Consider the following 19,990-nt stretch of genomic DNA (forward strand, 5'->3'; position numbering starts at 1 on the left):
AAAAACGGCCGTATTGCGTCCTGGAGCACAGAAAAAAGCGCCCAATTTTGTCGCCTCCATCACGAAATCACGCGCCGCCCGCCATCCCCCGCGGCGAGAGCCAATCTCTCATCCTCCCATCTCCTCCCCCATAAAAAAGCCGGGGGGTGGAGGATTTGCCCGGCTAATGAATGCCGCATAGTCGACCCATCTTGAATGTGACTGTTAGTGACAGGTTGTAACGAAGGGAGAAGGGCATGGCGAGCGTACAGCTGCGAAATGTAACGAAAGCCTGGGGTGACGTGGTGGTATCGAAAGATATCAATCTCGATATCCACGAAGGGGAATTCGTCGTGTTTGTCGGGCCATCGGGCTGCGGCAAATCTACCCTGCTGCGTATGATTGCCGGGTTAGAAACTATTACCAGCGGGGACCTGTTTATCGGGGACACCCGCATGAACGAGATCCCACCGGCAGAACGCGGCGTTGGGATGGTATTCCAGTCTTATGCGCTCTATCCCCACCTTTCCGTTGCGGAAAATATGTCGTTTGGCCTGAAGCTGGCCGGCGCGAAAAAAGATCTGATTAACCAGCGGGTGACCCAGGTTGCGGAAGTGCTGCAGCTGGCCCATCTGCTGGAGCGTAAACCGAAAGCCCTCTCCGGCGGTCAGCGTCAGCGCGTGGCGATTGGTCGTACCCTGGTGGCTGAGCCGAGCGTCTTCCTGCTGGATGAGCCGCTTTCCAACCTCGATGCTGCCCTGCGCGTCCAGATGCGTATCGAAATCTCCCGTCTGCATAAGCGACTGGGCCGCACCATGATCTATGTCACCCACGATCAGGTGGAAGCGATGACCCTCGCGGACAAGATCGTGGTCCTCGACGCTGGCCGGGTGGCGCAGGTCGGGAAACCGCTGGAACTCTATCACTATCCGGCTGACCGCTTCGTCGCCGGCTTTATCGGTTCACCGAAGATGAACTTCCTGCCGGTTAAAGTCACCGCGACGGCTATCGATCAGGTGCAGGTTGAACTGCCGAACCGTCAGCAAATCTGGCTGCCGGTGGACAGCGCCAACGTTCAGGCGGGCGCCAACATGTCCTTAGGTATCCGCCCGGAGCATTTACTGCCCAGCGATATCGCCGATGTGACCCTCGAAGGTGAGGTTCAGGTCGTCGAGCAGTTAGGTCACGAAACGCAAATTCATATCCAGATCCCCGCCATCCGTCAGAACCTGGTTTACCGCCAGAACGACGTGGTGTTGGTAGAAGAGGGAGCCACATTCGCCATCGGTTTGCCGCCAGAACGTTGCCATTTATTCCGTGAGGATGGCACCGCTTGTCGTCGGCTGCATAAAGAGCCGGGCGTGTAAGGCTTCCCATTAAAAAAAGGCGCGAACCCGGCTGGCGGTACACCGGCGAAGCGTGCAAAGAAAAGCAATGATCTCAGGAGATAGAATGATGATTACTCTGCGCAAACTTCCACTGGCGGTCGCCGTCGCGGCAGGCGTTATGTCTGCTCAGGCGCTGGCTGTCGATTTCCATGGCTACGCGCGTTCCGGCATTGGCTGGACCGGCAGCGGCGGCGAGCAACAGTGCTTCAAAGCGACCGGCGCTCAAAGTAAATACCGTCTTGGTAACGAATGTGAAACCTATGCGGAACTGAAGCTGGGCCAGGAGCTGTGGAAGGAAGGGGATAAGAGTTTTTATTTCGATACTAACGTTGCCTATTCCGTGAATCAGGAAGATGACTGGGAAAGCACCTCTCCGGCGTTCCGTGAAGCCAACATCCAGGGTAAAAACCTGATCGACTGGCTGCCGGGCTCCACGCTGTGGGCGGGTAAACGCTTCTATCAGCGTCATGACGTTCACATGATCGACTTCTACTACTGGGATATCTCCGGCCCGGGTGCAGGTCTGGAAAACGTTGACCTTGGCTTCGGTAAGCTCTCTCTGGCCGCTACTCGTAACTCAGAAAGCGGCGGCTCTTATACTTTCTCCAGCGATGACACCAAAAAATATGCTGCGAAAAAAACTGCCAACGACGTCTTTGACATCCGTCTGGCGGGCCTGGAAACCAACCCGGGCGGCGTGCTGGAGTTAGGCGTCGATTACGGCCGTGCTAACCCGCAGGATGACTACCGTCTGGAAGACGGCGCGTCGAAAGACGGCTGGATGTGGACCGGTGAACATACTCAGTCCATCTGGGGCGGCTTCAACAAGTTTGTCGTTCAGTACGCCACTGACGCAATGACCTCCTGGAACAGCGGCCACTCTCAAGGGACCAGCATCGATAACAACGGCAGCATGATCCGCGTTCTGGATCACGGCGCGATGGACTTCAACGATGACTGGGGCCTGATGTACGTTGCGATGTACCAGGACGTGGATCTGGACAGCAAAAACGGCTCCACCTGGTACACCGTGGGTGTTCGTCCGATGTACAAATGGACGCCGATCATGAGCACCCAGCTGGAAATCGGTTACGACAACGTGAAATCCCAGCGTACCAGCGAAAACAACAACCAGTACAAAATTACTCTGGCTCAGCAATGGCAGGCAGGGAATAGCGTCTGGTCTCGTCCGGCTATCCGTATCTTCGCAACCTACGCGAAGTGGGATGAAAACTGGGGCTACAGCAACACCTCTGGTCTGCAGACGAAAGACAGCAGCGGAAGCGGCGCTTTCACCTCCAGCCGCGGTGACGACAGCGAAGTTACCTTCGGTGCCCAGATGGAAGTGTGGTGGTAATACCGTCCGCAGGACGGGTGTAACCTGGGAGGGGCATCGGCCCCTCCTGACTATTCAGGGTTAGCGCGCTATTGCCTGGCTACCGCTAAACCGATGCTATCCAAGGTGAGAAGAATGAAAATGAAGAAAACTCTCGTCGCTCTGTGTTTATCCGCAGGGATGTTGGCATGCGTGCCGGGGATGAGCCTTGCCGATGTTAACTTTGTACCGCAGAACACCAGCGCCGCGCCGTCTATTCCAGCCAGTGCGCTGCAGCAGCTGATCTGGACGCCTGCCGATCAATCGAAGACGCAGAGCGTAGATTTAACCACCGGCGGTCAACGCCTGGATGTACCGGGGATCGTCGGACCGGTCGCCGCCTGGAGCGTGCCGGCCAATATCGGTGAGCTGACCCTGACCCTCGACAGCGAGCTGAACAAACATAAGCAGATTTTTGCGCCGAACGTGCTGATTCTCGACCAGAACATGACGCCAGCGGCGTTCTTCCCCAGCAACTACTTCACCTATCAGCAGCCGGGCGTGATGACTGCCGATCGCCTGGGCGGCGTGATGCGCCTGACTCCGGCGCTGGGCCAGCAGAAGCTCTATGTACTGGTGTTTACCACTGAGAAAGATCTCCAGCAGACCACCACCCTGCTGGATCCGGCGAAAGCCTATGCCAAAGGCGCAGGCAATGCGGCGCCGGACATTCCGGATCCGATCGCCAAACATACCACCGATGGCGTGCTGAAGCTGAAAGTGAAAACCAACAGCACCTCCAGCGTGCTGGTGGGGCCGCTGTTCGGCTCCTCCGGCCCGGGCCCGGTCACCGTCGGTAACACCGCGGCGCCGGTAGCCGCGCCAGCCGCCGCAGCTGCTGCTGCGCCGGCCGCTAAAAGCGAACCGATGCTCAGCGATACCGAAACCTACTTCAACAACGGTATTAAGCAGGCGGTGAAACAAGGTGACATCGATAAAGCCCTGAAATTGATGAACGAAGCTGAGCGCCTCGGCTCGAAATCCGCTCGTTCCACCTTTATCAGCAGTGTAAAAGGCAAGGGGTAATCGTCTCCCCACAATGCTGATGTTTAGGCACAGCCTTTAGGTGCATCCTCTAGGATGCACCTTTTTTTGCACGCGCGGCGGTCTGTTGCATGGCTGTTGCGTGAATGATCGTATATTGACGTTTGCCCGCCACCAACCGCCTATTCTGCGATACAATGCTTGCACGTTATGTACCGGAGAATCAGGCATGTCCCATCCTGCGCTTACGCGACTGCGTGCGCTGCGCTATTTTGCCGTTATGCCGCCCCTGGCGCCGCCTCTGAGTGACTGGCTGCTGCTGGAGGACTCAATGACCCAGCGTTTTGAGCAACAAGGAAAGCAGGTCACCGTCACCCTGGTTAACGAAGGGTATATCGGGCGTGAGGCGCTGGCTGACGAAGCGGCGCTGTTGCCCGACGAGCCGCGCTACTGGCTGCGAGAGATTATACTCAATGCCGACGGTGAGCCCTGGCTGGCCGGGCGCACGGTGGTGCCGGAGTCGACGTTGTGTGGGCCGGAGCTGGCGCTACAGCAGCTCGGGCAGACCCCGCTGGGGCGATACCTGTTCACGTCGTCGACGTTAACCCGCGATTTTATTGAAATTGGTCGCGATGCAGCGCTGTGGGGACGTCGTTCCCGCCTGCGGCTGAGCGGCAAACCCCTGCTGCTGACCGAGCTGTTTTTGCCTGCGTCGCCGTTGTACTAAGAGGAAGAAAAAATGGAGTGGAGTCTGTCGCAGAATAAGCTGTTGGCGTTTCATCGCCTGATGCGCACTGACAAACCGATCGGCGCCTTGCTGCTGCTGTGGCCGACGCTGTGGGCGCTATGGGTGGCCTCGCCGGGCGTCCCGCCGCTGTGGATCCTGGCGGTCTTTGTCGCCGGCGTCTGGCTGATGCGCGCCGCCGGCTGCGTGGTGAATGACTATGCCGATCGAAAATTTGATGGTCACGTAAAGCGTACCGCCCGCCGTCCGCTGCCGAGCGGCGACGTCACCGAGAAAGAGGCGCGAACGCTGTTTATCGTTCTGGTGCTGCTCTCCTTCCTGCTGGTGCTTACCCTCAACACCATGACGATTTTGCTGTCGGTGGCGGCGCTGGCGCTGGCGTGGGTCTATCCGTTTATGAAGCGCTACACCCATCTGCCGCAGGTGGTGCTGGGGGCGGCCTTTGGCTGGTCGATCCCGATGGCCTTCTCGGCCGTCAGTGAATCGCTGCCGCTGAGCTGCTGGCTGATGTTCCTCGCCAACATTCTGTGGGCGGTGGCCTACGATACCCAGTATGCGATGGTGGATCGCGATGACGACGTCAAGATCGGCATTAAATCGACGGCGATCCTGTTCGGCGAAAACGATCGTCTGATTATCGGTATCCTGCAGGTGGCCGTGCTGGCGCTGATGGGCGCGGTGGGCTGGCTGAATGGGCTGGGCTGGGAATACTACTGGTCGCTGTTCGTGGCGGCGGGTCTGTTTGGCTGGCAGCAGAAGCTTATCTTCAATCGCGACCGCGACAACTGCTTTAAAGCGTTTATGAACAATAACTACGTCGGGCTGGTGCTGTTCCTCGGCCTGGCGATGAGCTACCTGTAAAACCCCTGTCCCCATCCCCCCGGTTTTCCGGGGGGCGGTGAGGACGGCAAACGCCGCGTTACGCGTCGTCCTGCGTGACGCTTTCGATCGTCAGACGTACATCCGACGTAATCAAATCCGCCAGCATCCGGTAGACCTTCAGGGTCTCTTCCGGCTCGGCATCGCCCGTATCGCTGATATAGCCTTCATCGCGCAGGGTCAACACCAGGGTACTGAACACTGCTTTGTCGAAGAACTCCGGCGCGTTGATGCCATGCAGCACCGACAGGCGCTGCGCCACGGTACGGCTCTCTTTCTCCAGCGAGCTGCGGTTGATCGACGGGTTAGCGCTCAGCAGCCAGAAGGTGATGGCGTAACGCTGCAGCGTCTCGCGAGCGCCTGCGGCCAACAACTGCAGGGAGCGAGAGTGCGACGGGTTAAGGCTCATCACATCGCCATCGATGACGATCAGCTCCTGACGCAGCATCTCGGCAATCAGCGCATCCATTACTCCGGCCAGCTCCGCTTTCTCCCAGCGCAGGAACAGCTCGGCTTTGAGGAACGGGTAGAGCGTTTCCACATGGCGCAGCACTTCGGCGCGGCTGAGATGACGATGCTGAGTCACCAGGGCGGCTAACAGCGACGGCATCACCAGCATATGGGCGATGTTGTTGCGATAGTAGGTCATCAGCACCGCCTGCTCGCGCGGCAGAATGATGATGTCGCCAATGGTGTCCTTCTCCACTTCGAACTTGTTCATCTGCAGCGCATGGTCGATAAGCTCGCTGGCCGAAGCGGACGGCGCGGTCGCATCCGGAGAATAGGGCACATTGCGCAGCAGCGCGAGGTAGCACTCTAACTGCTGGGTGAGCTGCTCACGGGTCAGCGAACGCTGGCGGGAGGCCAGCAGCGCCGTACAGCACAGGTTCATGGCGTTGGCCGCGCCGGCGTTGTTGATGCGTACCATCAGGTCAGCGGCGATGTTATTCACCGTCGGCGTCAGCCAGGAGGGGCGGACCGCTTCGATTGGGTCAATTGCTTCCCGCCACTCCGGCACATGGTGGTTCAGGTAGGTCATCAGCGGCAGCGGTTCGCCGAAGTTAACGTAGCCCTGGCCAAGGTTGCGCAGCTTGCTTAAGCCGCGCAGCATCTGCGGCAGACTCTCTTTCTCTTTGGTGGCGCCGCGCAGCTCTTTGGCATAGGTCCCCACCTCCATCACGTGCTCGTAGCCGATATAGATCGGCACCAGAGTGATCGGCCGGGTGCCGCCGCGCAGCATCGCCTGGATGGTCATCGACAGCGTACCGGTCTTCGGATCGAGCAGACGGCCGGTACGGGAGCGGCCGCCTTCGACGAAATACTCCACGGAATAGCCGCGGCTGAACAGTTCACCAAGGTACTCGCGGAACACCGTGGAGTAGAGCTTGTTGCCCTTAAAGGTGCGGCGAATAAAGAACGCGCCGAGGCGGCGGAAGATTGGCCCGGCCGGCCAGAAGTTAAGGTTGATACCCGCCGCGATGTGCGGTGGCACCAGCCCCTGGTGATACAGGACGTAAGAGAGCAGCAGATAGTCCATGTGGCTGCGGTGGCAGGGGACATAGACAATCTCATGGCCGTCGTGCGCCAGCTGGCGTACGCGCTCGGCGTTATGCACGTTGATGCCCTGATACAGGCGGTTCCAGGTGAAGCCGAGAATGCGGTCGGTCAGGCGGATCATCTCGTAAGAGAAGTTCGCGGCAATCTCTTCCATCAGTGCAATCGCGTTCTGCTGGGCCTTCTCGTGGGAAATTTTCTTGCTGCGCGCTTCGTCTTCCACCGCACGGGCAATGGCCTTCGACGCCAGCAGCTTGTTAAACAGATCCTGGCGGGCCGGCAGACGCGGGCCGACGGCGGCCAGGCGCTGGCGGGCAAAATGCATCCGCGCGACGCGAGCCAGTTTCTGGGCGATGATCTTATCAGTACCGTGCTCATCGGCCATGCGACGCAGCGATACGGAAGGCGAGAAGCGCACGAAGCTGTCGCGGCCGAGCCAGGAGACGGCGAAAAATTTCTGAATGCCGTTAAGCATCCGCAGCGGCGGATTGACTTCCCCTTTCTCTCGACCCGGCGAGCGGCCGAACATCACCGACACCGGTACCATTTGCACATCGAGATCCGGATGGTTGCGGTGCAGATCGAGGTAGTCGTGGAACAGCTTGATGGACTCTTCTTTTGGCGTGTAATAGGTGAATACGCGCGGCCCGCCGTGGATGAATACGTAGCGCGGCAGCAGGGCGCCGTCGATTTCCAGCGGTTCTAGCGGGTCAGGTAAATCATGCGCCAGGCATTGGGCGCGCAGCGTCAGCAGGTCCGCCTTGGAGTTATAGGGCAGGACGTACATGACCGGACGCGAGGTATCGAGTCCTAATTCCTGAGCAGGCTCTGCCGGAATAGACTTGCTTTTTACCAGCACCCGTAATGGTAAATTCAGTAATTTATAGTAAATTCGTTGCCAGCCGGACATAAACGATGTGAAGCCTCTGGTTAATCATGCAAATGCGCGGCAAGAATAACAGAAAGCGGGCAAAATTTCCGTTACCGCGCGGCAAACGCGTACACTCATCGACGTCATTTACATAAAAAAGGTTTTGTGATGGCCAATAATACCACCGGGTTAACCCGAATCATTAAGGCGGCAGGTTACTCCTGGAAAGGATTTCGCGCGGCGTGGATCAACGAGGCCGCGTTTCGTCAGGAAGGCGTCGCCGCCATTGTGGCCGTCGCAATAGCCTGCTGGCTGGACGTCGACGCCATCACCCGCGTATTGCTGATTGGCTCGGTCCTGCTAGTGATGATAGTCGAAATTCTCAACAGCGCGATTGAGGCGGTCGTGGACCGTATTGGCTCGGATTATCATGAGCTTTCAGGGCGCGCCAAAGACATGGGGTCGGCGGCTGTCCTGCTGGCGATTATCATCGCGCTGATCACTTGGGGAACGCTGCTGTGGAGCCATTATCACTAACGTTCTTCGCTAACCCTCGCAAAATATAAACAATCTGCCGATTTTTGTGTGCCATGTGGTTCCAAAATCACCGTTAGCTGTATATACTCACAGCATAACTGTATATACACCCAGGGGGCGGAATGAAAGCGTTAACGACCAGGCAGCAAGAGGTGTTTGATCTCATTCGGGATCATATCAGCCAGACGGGCATGCCGCCGACGCGTGCGGAGATTGCTCAGCGCTTGGGGTTCCGTTCCCCAAACGCGGCGGAAGAACACCTGAAAGCGCTGGCGCGTAAAGGCGCAATCGAGATCGTCTCCGGCGCCTCGCGCGGTATCCGCCTGCTGACGGAAGAAGAGCACGGCCTGCCGCTGATCGGCCGCGTCGCCGCCGGTGAGCCGCTGCTGGCGCAGCAGCATATTGAAGGCCACTATCAGGTCGACCCGTCGATGTTCAAGCCCAACGCCGATTTTCTGCTGCGCGTCAGCGGGATGTCGATGAAAGACATCGGTATTCTGGATGGCGATCTGCTGGCGGTCCACAAAACCCAGGATGTGCGCAATGGCCAGGTGGTGGTAGCGCGCATTGACGATGAAGTGACGGTCAAGCGCCTGAAAAAGCAGGGCAACGTCGTCGAACTGCTGCCGGAAAACAGCGAGTTTACCCCTATCGTTGTCGATCTGCGTCAGCAGAGTTTTACCATTGAGGGTCTGGCCGTTGGCGTGATCCGTAATGGAGAATGGCTGTAACGCCTGCCCCTGCGCAGCGTCATCTGATGCATGACGCTGCGACGTTTGTCCTCTATCAGGTCTCCGAACATGCTGCTCAACGCTGCCGATAAAGCGCTGTGGCGCCTTGCACTCCCCATGATTTTCTCCAATATCACCGTCCCGCTGCTGGGGCTGGTGGATACCGCAGTGATCGGCCACCTTGACAGCCCGGTATACCTCGGCGGCGTCGCGGTCGGAGCAACGGCCACCAGTTTCCTGTTTATGCTGCTGCTGTTTCTGCGCATGAGCACCACCGGGCTGACCGCTCAGGCCTGGGGGGCCAAAGATCCGCTGCGACTGGCGCGGGCGCTGGTGCAGCCGCTGGTCCTGGCGCTGGGCGCCGGGGTGTTAATTATCCTGTTTCGCCTGCCGCTGATTAACCTCGCCCTGCATATCGTCGGTGGCAGCGAGGCGGTTCTCGAGCAGGCGAGACGGTTTCTCGAAATCCGCTGGCTCAGCGCGCCCGCCTCGCTGGCCAACCTGGTGCTGCTCGGCTGGCTGCTGGGGGTCCAGTACGCCCGGGCGCCGGTGATTTTGCTGGTGGTCGGTAATCTGTTGAATATTGTGCTCGACCTGTGGCTGGTGATGGGCCTGCGGATGAACGTCCAGGGGGCGGCGCTGGCCACGGTCACCGCGGAGTACGCGACCCTGATTATCGGTCTGATGATGGCGAAGCGGGTGCTAACGCTGCGCGGCGTGTCGCTGGCGATGCTGAAAAACGCCTGGCGCGGAGACATGCGCCGTCTGCTGGCGTTGAATCGCGACATCATGCTGCGCTCCCTGCTGCTGCAGCTGTGCTTTGGCGCGCTGACCGTCTTCGGCGCCCGGCTGGGCAGCGATATCGTGGCGGTCAACGCCGTACTGATGACCATGCTGACTTTTACCGCCTACGCGCTGGATGGCTTTGCCTATGCCGTGGAGGCCCACTCCGGCCAGGCCTACGGCGCGCGCGACGGCAGCCAGCTGCTGGAGGTGTGGCGGGCGGCCTGCCGGCAGTCCGGTATGGTGGCGCTGGCGTTTGCCCTGGTTTACAGCCTGGCGGGGGGGCACATCATCGCGCTGTTAACCTCGCTGCCTTCCCTGCAGCAACTGGCCGATCGCTATCTGATCTGGCAGACGATCCTGCCGGTGGTCGGGGTCTGGTGCTATCTGCTGGACGGCATGTTTATCGGCGCGACGCGCGGCGCGGAGATGCGGAACAGCATGGCGGTCGCCGCGGCCGGCTTCGCCGTGACGCTGCTTACGGTCCCGGTGCTCGGCAATCACGGCCTGTGGCTGGCGCTGGCCGTGTTTCTCGCCCTGCGCGGCCTGTCGCTGGCGCTGATCTGGCGCCGCCACTGGCGACGCGGCACCTGGTTTAGCTAGTTATTGACGTTCATAACGGCTATCCATGAATTCCCGCGGTTGCGCACCGCTTACCGGGGCAACTCAGTAGCCCGGCTCAGCGTAGCGCAAGCCGGGGAAATCTCCTCAGCCTTATCCATCGGTATGGTGGTTAAAAATTCCGAATAACGAATCGGCGCCAGCATTCTCATCTATAGTTAATACCATGTCCGGCACAAAACGGGCTGTAAACCCACCGAATGATGAGGACGTTATCATGAATAAAGACGAAATCGGCGGTAACTGGAAACAGTTGAAAGGTAAAGCCAAGGAACAGTGGGGCAAACTTACCGATGATGATATGACCGTAATCGAAGGGAAGCGCGACCAGCTGGTCGGCAAAATTCAGGAGCGTTACGGCTATGCGAAAGATCAGGCTGAGAAAGAAGTCTCAGACTGGGAGCATAAGAACGACTATCGCTGGTAGCGTTCCTTGATCCGAAGAAAGAAGCATTTGTGTTAGTGCCTGTCTGAATGGCGCAGGGACGCGCCGTTAACCCTTTTTCCCGCTGCGGCTGCCGCTCAGCGGGCTTTCTTTTTGAGCTGAATAGTATGATCGTGGTGGCAGTGTCCCGGCGTGCTGCAGGCTTCTACTTCCACGCAGCTCGCGCAGAGGCCGTGGGCTTCAATCACGTTGTGGCGCAGGGCGAAGCCCATTCTGGCCGCCAGCGTATGCATGATATCTTCCACCCCTTCAGCCGCTTCTTCCTTCACCACGCCGCAGCGGTCGCAGATAAACATGGCCGAGCTGTGGGTCGGCTGGTCAAAGAGATGACACAGCACATAGCTGTTGGTCGATTCCACCTTGTGGACAAAACCCTGCTCGAGTAAGAACTCCAGCGCGCGGTAGACCGTCGGCGGCTTCGCCTGCGGCTCTTTCTCGCGCAGCAGATCCAGCAGGTCGTAGGCGCTGATTGCCCCTTGCTGCAGGCTCATCAGGCGCAACACTTCCAGACGCTGTGGGGTCAGGCGTACGCCGCGTTGCGCACACAGCTTTTCAGCATGCGCTAACATCTCTTGCGAAGGGGTCTTATCCATGAGCATCCTCAGGTTGCGTGAAATTGAATCTGTTACTTTATCACGTTCCGCGGAAAACGCCGAGACCCGACGGGTGATGCGGGTCATACTTCAGGTTGTCGGTGCCTGCGCCAGTTCCGGGTGCTGGCCGCTGACGCTCGTGGAGGCTGCGCCTTAGCCGGCCGCTAAAACCGTCATGCCCGATTTAATCGCAACACGCCTGACCCAGGTATGCTATATCTGAAGTGTCTCATTTTCGGGAGAAAACGATGAAACGACCTGATTGCATTCGCCACTGGCGCGAACTGGAAGGGCCCGACGATGCCACTTATCCCGACAGCCCGGAGCGTTTTTCCATTGGCGCGCCGCTGGGGCGCGGTTTACGCCTCAATCGGTTGGGGATCCACCACGAGAGACTGCCGCCCGGGCGGCGCACCTCTTACCCGCACGCGGAGAGCGATGAGGAAGAGTTCATCTATGTGCTGGAGGGCTATCCGGAAGTGTGGATAAACGGCTATCTCTGGAAACTGGAGCCGGGGGACAGCGTGGGTTTTCCCGCTGGTACCGGCATCTGCCACACTTTTCTCAATAACACCGAGCAGGAGGTTCGTCTGTTGGTGGTGGGTGAGGCCAACAAAAAGTACAACCGAATTTACTACCCGCTCAATCCTGGCTATGCCGCGACGCGCCAGGATCGCTGGGTTGACCATCCGCCGCAGTTCTTTGGCCCACATGACGGCAAACCGCGGATAAAGTAATCGACACCGGGAAGGGGCGAAGCGCGGCGCACTACGCGCCTGTGGTTTATCTTTATGCTATAGTAGCGCCCCTTTTTACCCGGATGCTTATTTATTCGCCATGATGCCTGAATCAACGTCACCTGTTTTCCCTGCTCATCGCTTCTCCATCGCGCCGATGCTCGACTGGACTGACCGACATTGCCGCTACTTCCTGCGGCTGCTGTCGCGGCATACGCTGCTGTATACCGAAATGGTGACCACCGGGGCGATTATTCATGGCAAAGGCGACTACCTGGCGTATAGCGAAGAAGAGCACCCGGTCGCACTGCAGCTCGGCGGCAGCGACCCGCAGGCCCTGGCGCAGTGCGCGAAGCTGGCCGAGGCGCGCGGCTATGACGAGATCAATCTCAACGTCGGCTGCCCCTCCGATCGCGTGCAGAACGGGATGTTTGGCGCCTGCCTGATGGGTAACGCGCCGCTGGTGGCCGACTGTATCAAAGCGATGCGCGATGTGGTGTCGATCCCGGTCACGGTGAAGACCCGTATCGGCATCGACGACCAGGATAGCTATGAATTCCTCTGTGATTTCATTGAGACGGTCTCCGGCAAGGGCGAATGTGAGATGTTTATTATTCACGCCCGCAAAGCCTGGCTCTCCGGTCTGAGCCCGAAAGAGAACCGCGAGATCCCGCCGCTGGATTACCCCCGCGTCTGGCAGCTGAAGCGTGACTTCCCCCACCTGACGATGGCGATTAACGGCGGTATCAAATCGCTGGATGAAGCCAGAATGCAGCTTGAGCATATGGATGGGGTGATGGTCGGGCGTGAGGCCTATCAGAATCCGGGTATTCTGGCTTCGGTCGACCGGGAGATTTTCGGCGTCGCCGGCGCGGATGCCGATCCGGTGGCCGTCGTGCGGGCCATGTACCCGTATATTGAGCGCGAGCTCAGCAAGGGCACCTATCTGGGCCATATCACCCGTCATATGCTGGGACTGTTTCAGGGTATCCCAGGCGCCCGCCAGTGGCGTCGCTACCTGAGCGAAAATGCGCATAAACCCGGCGCCGACATTGCGGTGCTGGAGCAGGCCCTAAAGCTGGTGGCCGATAAGCGTTAGTTTCTCACCAAAACCTGGTGAAATTGACCACGCCTCGCACACTATTGCGGGGCGTTTTCTTTTAAATTCAGTTTGTTATTGTTGGCATGTTTTTTGTAATACCTGCAGAGCGACATATTAATGACTGTGGGGAGAGAGCCATGCTGGAACTGTTATTTGTCATCGGATTTTTTGTCATGCTGCTGGTCACCGGCGTATCGCTGTTGGGGATTATCGCCGCCATCGTGGTGGCTACGGCGCTGATGTTCGTCGGCGGTTTGTTTGCTTTAATGATCAAATTGCTGCCGTGGCTGCTGTTGGCGGTGGTGGTGGTGTGGGTTATTGGGGCGCTGAAAACCCCGGACGGAAACGCTTTTCGCGACAATAACCGTTGGCGTTACTAAGGTATTGAGGGGTGTGTCACAACCTGAACAATTTTGCACAGAACCGCGTAGGCATCGCTATGCAAATCTGTCACTATTAGCGCGTTAACGAATTCATCGCGCTGTACCCTACATACAGCCGAACTAAAAAAAAGTAAGGGCTTCCCAGGTGGAAGCCCTAAACTTTTGTCCTTTTGTCCTTTTGTCCTTTTGTCCTTTTGACCGCTTACGGCAGCAGCAGACTCGACCCCTGTGTCACCCGGCTCTCCAGAACTTCATGCGCTCGTCGCGCTTCGATCAGCGGATAGGTCTGACTCTCCGGCACGTCCACTTTGATTACTCCACTGGCGATCAGCGAAAACAGCTCACTGCAGGCTTCAGCCAGCTCTTCCCGGTTGGTGATATAGCCCTGCAGCGATGGGCGGGTGACGTACAGAGAACCTTTCTGATTCAGGATCCCCAGATTAACGCCGGTCACCGGGCCGGAGGAGTTGCCAAAACTGACCATCAGGCCGCGGCGCTGCAGACAGTCCAGAGAGGCTTCCCAGGTATCTTTCCCTACCGAGTCATAGACTACGGCGACTTTCTTACCGTCGGTGAGCGCTTTGAGCCGCTCCGCGATAGGTTCTTCGCGATAGTTAATCACCTGCCAGGCGCCCGCCGCTTTGGCGCGCTGCGCCTTCTGCGCGCTGCCGACGGTGCCGATAAGTTTCGCCCCCAGCGCTTTCGCCCACTGACAGGCAATCAGCCCCACGCCGCCGGCGGCGGCATGAAACAGGAACATCTCATCAGGCTTAATTTCGTAAGTTTTACGCAACAGATACCAGACCGTTAATCCTTTGAGGAACGACGCGGCGGCCTGTTCGAAAGAGATGGCGTCCGGCAAGACCGCCGCTTTATCGGCCAGCACATTGTGCACCGTGCTGTAGGCGCCGAGCGCCGACTGGGCGTACACCACCCGATCGCCTGCCTTAATGTGCGTCACCCCATGGCCGACTTTACTGACGATGCCGGCCGCCTCGGTGCCCAGACCGCTCGGCAGCGACGGCGGCGGATAGAGGCCGCTGCGAACATAGGTGTCGATATAATTGATGCCGATAGCTTTGTTTTCGACCTGAATTTCATGCTCCGCAGGATCGCGAGGGGTAAACTCAACCGCCTGAAGCACCTCCGGCCCCCCGTGTTTTGAAAATTCGATGCGTGTTGCCATGTTCGCTCCTGTGTTGTTCTGAGATTATCCAGTAAGCTTAACAGCCTGCGGCGGCAGCGACGGATTTTCTTACCCGCCTCAGGCCAGCCACGCTTAATGGGTTCTTTAGCGGCAATGGCTTTCTCGCTATACTGTCACGCTCTTTTCCGTATCGGTGAAATGTTAGGCTATGGCAGGAAATAAACCCTTCAACAAACCACAGACAGAAACCCGCGAACGCGATCCGCAGCTCGCCGGGCTGAAAGTCCCGCCGCACTCGATTGAAGCGGAGCAGTCGGTGTTGGGCGGTTTAATGCTGGATAACGAGCGCTGGGACGACGTCGCCGAACGCGTCGTTGCCGACGACTTTTATACCCGTCCGCATCGTCATATCTTTACCGAGATGGCGCGCCTGCAGGAGTCGGGCAGCCCGATTGACCTGATCACCCTTGCGGAGTCGCTGGAGCGTCAGGGACAGCTGGACAGCGTGGGCGGCTTTGCCTATCTGGCGGAACTGTCCAAAAATACCCCCAGCGCGGCGAACATCAGCGCCTATGCCGACATCGTGCGCGAACGCGCGGTCGTGCGCGAGATGATCTCGGTGGCCAATGAGATCGCCGAGGCCGGCTTCGACCCGCAGGGGCGAACCAGCGAAGATCTGCTCGATCTCGCCGAGTCCCGCGTCTTTAAAATCGCTGAAAGCCGGGCCAATAAAGACGAAGGGCCGAAAAACATCGCCGATGTCCTCGACGCCACCGTCGCCCGTATCGAACAGCTGTTCCAGCAGCCGCATGACGGCGTTACCGGGGTCAACACCGGCTACGACGACCTCAACAAAAAGACCGCCGGCCTGCAGCCGTCGGATCTGATTATCGTCGCCGCCCGTCCGTCGATGGGTAAAACGACCTTCGCGATGAACCTCGTGGAAAACGCAGCGATGCTGCAGGACAAACCGGTACTCATCTTCAGTCTCGAGATGCCCTCCGAGCAGATCATGATGCGTTCTCTGGCCTCGCTGTCGCGCGTCGATCAGACCCGCATTCGTACCGGTCAGCTGGACGATGAAGACTGGGCGCGGATCTCCGGCACAATGGGCATTCTGCTGGAAAAACGTAACATCTATATCGATGACTCCTCCGGCCTGACGCCGACGGAAGTGCGTTCCCGCGCGCGGCGTATCGCCCGCGAGCATGGCGGCATCGGGCTGATTATGATCGACTACCTGCAGCTGATGCGCGTGCCGTCGCTCTCTGACAACCGTACCCTGGAGATCGCCGAAATCTCCCGCTCGCTGAAGGCGCTGGCCAAAGAGCTACAGGTGCCGGTGGTGGCGCTGTCGCAGCTGAACCGCTCACTGGAACAACGTGCCGATAAACGTCCGGTCAACTCCGACCTGCGTGAGTCCGGCTCTATCGAACAGGATGCCGACTTAATCATGTTCATTTACCGTGATGAGGTCTATCACGAGAACAGCGATCTTAAGGGCATCGCGGAAATTATCATTGGTAAACAACGTAACGGCCCGATCGGCACCGTGCGACTGACCTTCAACGGTCAGTGGTCGCGTTTCGATAATTATGCCGGTCCTCAGTATGATGATGAGTAACCCTTCCTCCTTCTTTTATTAAGGAATTCAAATGCAAGCGGCAACTGTAGTTATCAACCGCCGCGCTCTGCGACACAACCTGCAACGTCTGCGTGAACTGGCGCCTGCCAGCAAACTGGTTGCGGTGGTGAAAGCGAACGCCTACGGACACGGTCTTCTTGAGACCGCGCGAACGCTGACCGACGCCGACGCTTTTGGCGTCGCCCGCCTGGAAGAGGCGCTGCGCCTGCGAGCGGGGGGGATCGCGCAGCCGATCCTCCTGCTGGAAGGCTTTTTTGCGGCGGAAGACCTGGCGGTGATCGCCGCTCAGCGTCTGCATACCGCGGTGCATAGCCCCGAACAGCTGGCGGCCCTGGAGCAAGCCGATCTCCCCGAGCCGGTGACCGTGTGGATGAAGCTGGATACCGGCATGCATCGCTTAGGGGTGCGTCCGGAGGAAGCCGAGGCGTTTTATCAGCGTCTGAGCCAGTGCAAAAACGTCCGCCAGCCGGTTAACGTGGTGAGCCACTTCGCCCGCGCCGATGAGCCGACCTGCGGCGCAACCGAACGCCAGCTGGATATCTTCACCACCTTTACCGAAGGCAAGCCGGGATTGCGCTCGATCGCCGCCTCGGGCGGTATCCTGCTGTGGCCGCAGTCGCATTATGACTGGGTGCGTCCGGGCATTATCCTGTATGGCGTGTCGCCGCTGGACGATCGCTCCACCGGGAAAGATTTTGGCTGTCAGCCGGTGATGACCCTGACGTCCAGCCTGATTGCTGTGCGCGAACATAAAGCAGGGGAGTCCGTCGGCTACGGCGGCACCTGGATCAGCGAACGCGACACGCGTCTCGGCGTGGTCGCGATGGGCTATGGCGACGGTTATCCGCGCGCCGCGCCGTCGGGCACCCCGGTGCTGGTCAATGGCCGCGAAGTGCCGATTGTCGGCCGGGTGGCGATGGATATGATCTGCGTTGACCTCGGCCCGCAGGCCCAGGATAAAGCCGGCGACGCGGTGGTGCTGTGGGGAGAGGGACTCCCGGTAGAGCGCATCGCCGAGATCACGAAAGTGAGTGCTTACGAACTTATTACGCGACTGACCTCCCGCGTCGCCATGAAATACCTCGACTAAGCCTTGTTCGTACCGGATAGCTCAGACGCTTATCCGGTACGCTATCGGTATAGCCGCGGACAAAAAAGCGGTTTATACCGCTGCGCGGTCACTTTCCCCTCAACATCCTCTCGACCTGCCGTCATATCCGGTTTATTGTGTAAGAACCTGCCCCATGTAAACCTGGAGATACATCGCGTGTTTCAAAAAGTTGACGCCTACGCCGGCGACCCTATTCTTTCTCTGATGGAACGCTTCAAAGAAGACCCGCGAAGCGACAAAGTCAACCTGAGTATCGGGCTGTATTACAACGATGACGGCATTATCCCGCAGCTGCAGGCGGTGGCGGAAGCGGAAGCGCGCCTGAACGCCGAGCCGCACGGCGCCTCGCTGTATCTGCCGATGGAAGGGCTGAGCGGCTACCGCCAGGCAATTGCGCCGCTGCTGTTTGGCGCGGAGCATAGCGCGCTTAAGCAAAACCGCATCGCCTCCATTCAGACGGTCGGCGGTTCGGGCGCGCTGAAGGTCGGGGCCGACTTCCTCAAACGCTACTTTCCTGAGTCTCATGTCTGGGTCAGCGACCCGACCTGGGAAAACCACATTGCCATATTTGAAGGGGCTGGCTTCGAAGTAAGTACTTACCCCTGGTTTGATAAAGCCACCAACGGCGTGCGCTTTGAAGCGCTGCTGGCGACGCTGCAAACGCTGCCGGCGCGCGACATTGTGCTGCTGCACCCCTGCTGCCACAACCCGACCGGCGCCGACCTGACGCCGGAACAGTGGGATCGTGTGGTGGAGATCCTGAAAGCGCGTCAGCTGATCCCGTTCCTCGACATCGCCTACCAGGGCTTTGGCGCAGGGCTGGAAGAGGATGCCTACGCCATTCGCGCCATCGCCAGCGCCGGGATGCCGATGCTGGTCAGCAACTCGTTCTCCAAAATTTTCTCCCTGTACGGGGAGCGCGTCGGCGGCCTGTCGGTGGTCTGTGAAGACAGTGAAACCGCAGGCCGCGTGCTTGGCCAACTGAAGGCCACCGTGCGCCGCAACTACTCCAGCCCGCCGAGCTTTGGCGCGCAGGTGGTGGCGACGGTGCTGAACGATGCCGGGCTGAAATCCACCTGGCAGGCGGAAGTGGACGCCATGCGCGCGCATATCCTGACTATGCGTCAGGCGCTGGTCGACGCGCTGCAGCAGGTTGCCCCGGGCAGCGATGTGGATTACCTGCTCAAGCAGCGCGGGATGTTCAGCTACACCGGCTTCAGTGCGGCGCAGGTGGATCGCCTGCGCGACGAGTTTGGCGTCTACCTGATTGCCAGCGGACGCATGTGCGTGGCGGGGTTAAACTCACGTAATGTTCAGCAGGTCGCGAAAGCCTTTGCCGCGGTAATGTAAGCCGCTCTCCAGCAGGTTGTCTCTGCCGGTCAACGGGCAGGGGCAACCCCCTCTGATTGTGATCATCCTCTTTTTCTATGACATCTACGCGAAAAAGGCTTTTCATCCCTGTCGCCTGCGGGTAAGGTCGGGGCGTTACTAAGCATGCACATTATTGAAAACAATAATGATTGATAGATTTAGGGATAAATATGCGCAAACTTACTCTCGCCCTTGCGGCGGCTTCTCTCCTGTTCACGCTGAACAGCGCCGTAGTCGCGCGCGCCTCCACGCCACAGCCGCTGTGGGTCGGCACCAACGTGGCCCAGTTGGCCGAGCAGGCGCCGATCCACTGGGTTTCGGTGGCGCAAATTGAGAACAGCCTGCTGGGGCGTCCGCCGATGGCCGTCGGCTTTGATATCGATGACACCGTTCTCTTCTCCAGTCCTGGTTTCTGGCGCGGGCAAAAAACCTTCTCTCCCGGCAGTGAGGATTACCTGAAAAACCCGCAGTTCTGGGAAAAAATGAACAACGGCTGGGACGAATTCAGCATGCCAAAAGAGGTGGCGCGCCAGCTGATTGCCATGCATGTGAAGCGTGGCGACAGCATCTGGTTCCTCACCGGCCGCAGCCAGACCAAAACAGAAACCGTTTCTAAAACCCTGCAGGATGATTTTCTTATCCCCGCCGCCAATATGAACCCGGTGATTTTCGCTGGCGATAAGCCGGGTCAGAATACCAAGACCCAGTGGCTGCAGACGAAGCAGATAAAGGTTTTCTATGGCGACTCGGATAACGATATTACCGCCGCCCGCGAGGCGGGCGCCCGCGGGATCCGCGTGCTGCGTGCCGCCAACTCCTCCTATAAGCCGCTGCCGATGGCCGGCGCGCTGGGCGAAGAAGTGATCGTCAATTCCGAATACTGACAGGCGTCAGAACGTGATAAACGGCAGCGGTGACGCTGCCGTTTTTTTATGCAAAATCCGGGGTGGAAGGTTTTACCTTTTCACGTATTGCTGCACACTTAGAGGGATTCATTCGCAAAAAGGAG

The 19,990-nt window shown here is 58.7% G+C and carries 19 protein-coding genes; 16 read left to right on the plus strand and 3 right to left on the minus strand.

Annotation, left to right across the window (positions count from 1 at the left end):
- Positions 1 to 236 precede the first annotated feature (236 nt).
- The 5 genes from malK to ubiA all read left to right on the plus strand — a co-directional run bounded on the left by malK (position 237) and on the right by ubiA (position 5,332).
- Positions 237 to 1,346 (plus strand): maltose/maltodextrin ABC transporter ATP-binding protein MalK, encoded by a 1,110-nt coding sequence (malK, locus tag MKS11_RS19025; protein ID WP_002884743.1) that lies wholly within the window; start codon positions 237 to 239, stop codon positions 1,344 to 1,346.
- 85 nt (positions 1,347 to 1,431) lie between these two features.
- On the plus strand, positions 1,432 to 2,724 hold the full coding sequence (locus MKS11_RS19030; protein ID WP_284109652.1) for a maltoporin: 1,293 nt from the start codon (positions 1,432 to 1,434) through the stop codon (positions 2,722 to 2,724).
- 114 nt (positions 2,725 to 2,838) lie between these two features.
- The gene (gene malM / locus MKS11_RS19035; protein WP_008807310.1) at positions 2,839 to 3,768 is read left to right on the plus strand and encodes a maltose operon protein MalM; all 930 of its coding nucleotides are present in this window, start codon (positions 2,839 to 2,841) and stop codon (positions 3,766 to 3,768) included.
- 187 nt (positions 3,769 to 3,955) lie between these two features.
- Positions 3,956 to 4,453: a chorismate lyase gene (ubiC, locus tag MKS11_RS19040; protein ID WP_017900123.1), complete on the plus strand. Its 498-nt coding sequence runs from the start codon at positions 3,956 to 3,958 to the stop codon at positions 4,451 to 4,453.
- Between the two features lie 12 nt (positions 4,454 to 4,465).
- Positions 4,466 to 5,332, plus strand: a complete 867-nt coding sequence (gene ubiA, locus MKS11_RS19045; RefSeq protein ID WP_002884808.1) for a 4-hydroxybenzoate octaprenyltransferase — start codon at positions 4,466 to 4,468, stop codon at positions 5,330 to 5,332.
- Positions 5,333 to 5,390: 58 nt separating this feature from the next.
- Here the strand turns inward: ubiA and plsB are convergent, their stop codons facing one another.
- On the minus strand, positions 5,391 to 7,814 hold the full coding sequence (plsB, locus tag MKS11_RS19050; protein ID WP_004206289.1) for a glycerol-3-phosphate 1-O-acyltransferase PlsB: 2,424 nt from the start codon (positions 7,812 to 7,814) through the stop codon (positions 5,391 to 5,393).
- Positions 7,815 to 7,943: 129 nt separating this feature from the next.
- On the opposite strand from plsB, the gene MKS11_RS19055 reads away from it, so the two are divergent.
- From MKS11_RS19055 to MKS11_RS19070, 4 genes are all read left to right on the plus strand, one after another.
- Complete coding sequence (locus tag MKS11_RS19055) at positions 7,944 to 8,312, plus strand: diacylglycerol kinase (protein ID WP_004206290.1); 369 nt, start codon at positions 7,944 to 7,946, stop codon at positions 8,310 to 8,312.
- Between the two features lie 122 nt (positions 8,313 to 8,434).
- On the plus strand, positions 8,435 to 9,043 hold the full coding sequence (gene lexA, locus MKS11_RS19060) for a transcriptional repressor LexA (RefSeq protein ID WP_004206291.1): 609 nt from the start codon (positions 8,435 to 8,437) through the stop codon (positions 9,041 to 9,043).
- 69 nt (positions 9,044 to 9,112) lie between these two features.
- Positions 9,113 to 10,429: an MATE family efflux transporter DinF gene (dinF, locus tag MKS11_RS19065; protein ID WP_043519212.1), complete on the plus strand. Its 1,317-nt coding sequence runs from the start codon at positions 9,113 to 9,115 to the stop codon at positions 10,427 to 10,429.
- Positions 10,430 to 10,664: 235 nt separating this feature from the next.
- A complete protein-coding gene (locus MKS11_RS19070) occupies positions 10,665 to 10,874 on the plus strand; it encodes a CsbD family protein (protein WP_004206293.1) in 210 nt (69 codons plus the stop codon).
- Between the two features lie 95 nt (positions 10,875 to 10,969).
- On the opposite strand, the gene zur is transcribed toward MKS11_RS19070, so the two are convergent.
- Positions 10,970 to 11,485: a zinc uptake transcriptional repressor Zur gene (zur, locus tag MKS11_RS19075; protein WP_004206294.1), complete on the minus strand. Its 516-nt coding sequence runs from the start codon at positions 11,483 to 11,485 to the stop codon at positions 10,970 to 10,972.
- A 248-nt stretch (positions 11,486 to 11,733) separates the two neighbouring features.
- On the opposite strand from zur, the gene MKS11_RS19080 reads away from it, so the two are divergent.
- The 3 genes from MKS11_RS19080 (at position 11,734) to pspG (ending at position 13,704) form a co-directional block, all read left to right on the plus strand.
- Positions 11,734 to 12,222, plus strand: a complete 489-nt coding sequence (locus MKS11_RS19080) for a cupin domain-containing protein (RefSeq protein WP_004206295.1) — start codon at positions 11,734 to 11,736, stop codon at positions 12,220 to 12,222.
- 100 nt (positions 12,223 to 12,322) lie between these two features.
- Positions 12,323 to 13,321 (plus strand): tRNA dihydrouridine(20/20a) synthase DusA, encoded by a 999-nt coding sequence (gene dusA / locus MKS11_RS19085; protein ID WP_017900120.1) that lies wholly within the window; start codon positions 12,323 to 12,325, stop codon positions 13,319 to 13,321.
- A gap of 140 nt (positions 13,322 to 13,461) precedes the next feature.
- Positions 13,462 to 13,704: an envelope stress response protein PspG gene (pspG, locus tag MKS11_RS19090; protein ID WP_087771149.1), complete on the plus strand. Its 243-nt coding sequence runs from the start codon at positions 13,462 to 13,464 to the stop codon at positions 13,702 to 13,704.
- 205 nt (positions 13,705 to 13,909) lie between these two features.
- On the opposite strand, the gene MKS11_RS19095 is transcribed toward pspG, so the two are convergent.
- Positions 13,910 to 14,893, minus strand: coding sequence for a quinone oxidoreductase (locus tag MKS11_RS19095; RefSeq protein WP_004206298.1), 984 nt, complete (start codon positions 14,891 to 14,893; stop codon positions 13,910 to 13,912).
- Between the two features lie 169 nt (positions 14,894 to 15,062).
- On the opposite strand from MKS11_RS19095, the gene dnaB reads away from it, so the two are divergent.
- The 4 genes from dnaB (at position 15,063) to aphA (ending at position 19,865) form a co-directional block, all read left to right on the plus strand.
- Complete coding sequence (gene dnaB / locus MKS11_RS19100) at positions 15,063 to 16,478, plus strand: replicative DNA helicase (RefSeq protein ID WP_002884942.1); 1,416 nt, start codon at positions 15,063 to 15,065, stop codon at positions 16,476 to 16,478.
- A 31-nt stretch (positions 16,479 to 16,509) separates the two neighbouring features.
- Positions 16,510 to 17,589, plus strand: coding sequence for an alanine racemase (gene alr, locus MKS11_RS19105; RefSeq protein ID WP_064151094.1), 1,080 nt, complete (start codon positions 16,510 to 16,512; stop codon positions 17,587 to 17,589).
- Between the two features lie 177 nt (positions 17,590 to 17,766).
- On the plus strand, positions 17,767 to 18,960 hold the full coding sequence (gene tyrB, locus MKS11_RS19110) for an aromatic amino acid transaminase (RefSeq protein ID WP_043519217.1): 1,194 nt from the start codon (positions 17,767 to 17,769) through the stop codon (positions 18,958 to 18,960).
- A gap of 191 nt (positions 18,961 to 19,151) precedes the next feature.
- Entirely contained in the window at positions 19,152 to 19,865 is a 714-nt protein-coding gene (gene aphA / locus MKS11_RS19115; protein WP_284109653.1) for an acid phosphatase AphA, read from the plus strand.
- The last annotated feature ends 125 nt before the right edge of the window (positions 19,866 to 19,990 follow it).

This window comes from Klebsiella sp. K5-45 (genome assembly GCF_030128605.1).
GTDB lineage: Bacteria > Pseudomonadota > Gammaproteobacteria > Enterobacterales > Enterobacteriaceae > Klebsiella > Klebsiella quasipneumoniae.

What these genes read in the sequence shown, in the direction of transcription:
- malK (WP_002884743.1), top strand. Translation starts at nt 237, where the DNA reads ATGGCGAGCGTACAGCTGCGAAATGTAACGAAAGCCTGGGGTGACGTG.
- MKS11_RS19030 (WP_284109652.1), top strand. Translation starts at nt 1,432, where the DNA reads ATGATGATTACTCTGCGCAAACTTCCACTGGCGGTCGCCGTCGCGGCA.
- malM (WP_008807310.1), top strand. Translation starts at nt 2,839, where the DNA reads ATGAAAATGAAGAAAACTCTCGTCGCTCTGTGTTTATCCGCAGGGATG.
- ubiC (WP_017900123.1), top strand. Translation starts at nt 3,956, where the DNA reads ATGTCCCATCCTGCGCTTACGCGACTGCGTGCGCTGCGCTATTTTGCC.
- ubiA (WP_002884808.1), top strand. Translation starts at nt 4,466, where the DNA reads ATGGAGTGGAGTCTGTCGCAGAATAAGCTGTTGGCGTTTCATCGCCTG.
- plsB (WP_004206289.1), bottom strand. Translation starts at nt 7,814, where the DNA reads ATGTCCGGCTGGCAACGAATTTACTATAAATTACTGAATTTACCATTA.
- MKS11_RS19055 (WP_004206290.1), top strand. Translation starts at nt 7,944, where the DNA reads ATGGCCAATAATACCACCGGGTTAACCCGAATCATTAAGGCGGCAGGT.
- lexA (WP_004206291.1), top strand. Translation starts at nt 8,435, where the DNA reads ATGAAAGCGTTAACGACCAGGCAGCAAGAGGTGTTTGATCTCATTCGG.
- dinF (WP_043519212.1), top strand. Translation starts at nt 9,113, where the DNA reads ATGCTGCTCAACGCTGCCGATAAAGCGCTGTGGCGCCTTGCACTCCCC.
- MKS11_RS19070 (WP_004206293.1), top strand. Translation starts at nt 10,665, where the DNA reads ATGAATAAAGACGAAATCGGCGGTAACTGGAAACAGTTGAAAGGTAAA.
- zur (WP_004206294.1), bottom strand. Translation starts at nt 11,485, where the DNA reads ATGGATAAGACCCCTTCGCAAGAGATGTTAGCGCATGCTGAAAAGCTG.
- MKS11_RS19080 (WP_004206295.1), top strand. Translation starts at nt 11,734, where the DNA reads ATGAAACGACCTGATTGCATTCGCCACTGGCGCGAACTGGAAGGGCCC.
- dusA (WP_017900120.1), top strand. Translation starts at nt 12,323, where the DNA reads ATGATGCCTGAATCAACGTCACCTGTTTTCCCTGCTCATCGCTTCTCC.
- pspG (WP_087771149.1), top strand. Translation starts at nt 13,462, where the DNA reads ATGCTGGAACTGTTATTTGTCATCGGATTTTTTGTCATGCTGCTGGTC.
- MKS11_RS19095 (WP_004206298.1), bottom strand. Translation starts at nt 14,893, where the DNA reads ATGGCAACACGCATCGAATTTTCAAAACACGGGGGGCCGGAGGTGCTT.
- dnaB (WP_002884942.1), top strand. Translation starts at nt 15,063, where the DNA reads ATGGCAGGAAATAAACCCTTCAACAAACCACAGACAGAAACCCGCGAA.
- alr (WP_064151094.1), top strand. Translation starts at nt 16,510, where the DNA reads ATGCAAGCGGCAACTGTAGTTATCAACCGCCGCGCTCTGCGACACAAC.
- aphA (WP_284109653.1), top strand. Translation starts at nt 19,152, where the DNA reads ATGCGCAAACTTACTCTCGCCCTTGCGGCGGCTTCTCTCCTGTTCACG.